Consider the following 1,875-nt stretch of genomic DNA (forward strand, 5'->3'; position numbering starts at 1 on the left):
AAAAAACAACAGCTTTCGCCGGAATGGGGAAATTTACAATAAGTATTTTGGCGATGGCCTATTTTTCGCCGTTGGAATTTAGTAAAAATCTATGTATTTAGCACGGATGCAATAGTTAATATTAATAAATATTCAACGAATAAAAATATTTTCATAAAATCGCATACAAATATTGATTATTACTTGCTCATGTAAATTTAAACCCTTACTTTTGCATCGGTTTAATCAATCAACACCTGGTTAAATCTTAACTATTGTAATTTAATTATTTTAATTTTAAAGTAAACAATGACTAAAAGTGAAAAAGGCGTTTTAAAAGCCGGCCTACCTATGGAAAATTGCGTATCGACTCTCCAAATGAATGCGGAAAGCAGTGTCTTGTATGCCGGAAAAGGGCGCGGGCTGTTGGAACAGATCGGACGCGAAGGAATGAACGAATTCTTTGCGGGCGAAATCAGAGCCTACATTGCCGAATGTACATGCGAAGTCGGGCGAATGAACTGTATCCGTAAACCTTTCACGACCGAGCTGGTCAAGTGGCAGAAGCAATTTGTCGCTTTTGAAAAAAGTATCGATCCGGCAGAAAAAGGCAGTCCTGCCTACGAAGCCTCCTGTATCCTGTTTGCTTATATGAAGAAGCAGATGAACGAAGCAGAAAACCGTGCCCTGCAATTGCAAAAGAACCGCAACCGCACCGAAAAGCGTATTGCCGGGCGTGATGACCTCTCCGATGAACAAAAGTCGCAAGCCTTGCAGAAGGCCGATTCGCGACTGCTGGCTGGGCAGGCTGCCCTTCAATTGACTGCGGTGGCTACCGATCTTATCCCTGTCGTGACCGATCCCGAAGGTTATATCGACCTGTTGCGTTTCTGGTGGCAGGAACTTGGTCGCAACCTCTCGGATGATGATCTGGAACGTATCTTTCGCCCGATGCTGTCGTATGCCAAAAAACAGGCGCGCAAAGGGGTGAGAGTGAAAAGCGTTTACATAGAATACCGCGAGGAACCGAAAGGGGTGCGGGCAGCGTGAATTTAGAAATGAATCTAAACGATACCATTTTAATAAAGTAATGAATAAAACAGAAAAGACTTTTTCCTTCATCTCTGTCAAAGACAGTTTTTTCAAAGCCCGCTATGAAGTGTTAGACGAAAGTACAGGCGATAACCATGTGATTACATATGAAAACAAGGCTCCGGTGCATCCCAGTCTCTCTGAAGCGTTGCAGCGCATGGCGTATCATGTAGTCAATTTTACCGGATTGGTGGCGGTGGATGACAATTTCCAGATCACCGGTTATCAACGTCAGAACTGCGGCGATGCGCAATTGCTGACCATCTATGCCCGTGTGGGAACCTCCGAAGAGTTTTGCGGAAATGTGGTGTCGCGCTTTCATATCGGCCGCGACGAATATGCTTCTATCGACCTGCTGCTCGAAGACCTGTCAAGCTGCGAACGTGAAGCGCTGGCTTATATCGAAACCGGCAAACGTTTGGAGCATGATGCCTTCATTCGACTTGACAACGATGATTTACAAACCCTTCAAGCTGCCGCCTGATGAAAAAGCATACCCTTACCATCGGTTGCCTCCTGGGAGACCAGGCGGCAGCCTGCCTGATGCGCCTGATTACGGGCGAAAAAGGTTCGCGCGGTTACACCTATTCGTGTGGCGAGGAATACGGGTATTTTTACGACCCGTTCCTGAAAAAATGGATGGCGTTCGACAACCGACACAACACCTGCCTGGTCGAACAATGCAACACCTCGAAAGAGGCCGAAAACTTTCTCTATGACGACACCGGGTTATTCGCCGCTTAGCGCGTTGATCCTGAAGCATACGGGCGAGGAGGTGGTGGCGGAATACCGTTTCCATCCCGG

General features: G+C 46.5%; 3 protein-coding genes. All 3 read left to right on the forward strand.

Translation table 11 applies throughout. From position 1 onward, the window contains the following. Positions 1–330 precede the first annotated feature (330 nt). Genes ACMN7X_RS11915 through ACMN7X_RS11925 form a run of 3 tightly spaced genes read left to right on the forward strand, consistent with a single transcriptional unit; the run spans position 331 to position 1,815 of the window. Positions 331–1,029 carry a hypothetical protein gene (locus ACMN7X_RS11915; protein WP_048318200.1) on the forward strand — a complete coding sequence of 233 codons (699 nt, stop codon included), beginning with the start codon at positions 331–333 and terminating at the stop codon, positions 1,027–1,029. A gap of 40 nt (positions 1,030–1,069) precedes the next feature. Continuing rightward, positions 1,070–1,555, forward strand: coding sequence for a hypothetical protein (locus ACMN7X_RS11920; RefSeq protein ID WP_048318201.1), 486 nt, complete (start codon positions 1,070–1,072; stop codon positions 1,553–1,555). Next, a complete protein-coding gene (locus tag ACMN7X_RS11925) occupies positions 1,555–1,815 on the forward strand; it encodes a hypothetical protein (RefSeq protein WP_010800774.1) in 261 nt (86 codons plus the stop codon). Before ACMN7X_RS11920 ends, ACMN7X_RS11925 begins: the two co-directional genes overlap by 1 nt. The last annotated feature ends 60 nt before the right edge of the window (positions 1,816–1,875 follow it).

It is taken from the genome of Frisingicoccus sp. (genome assembly GCF_048388605.1).
Classification (GTDB): Bacteria; Bacillota; Clostridia; order Lachnospirales; family Lachnospiraceae; genus Frisingicoccus.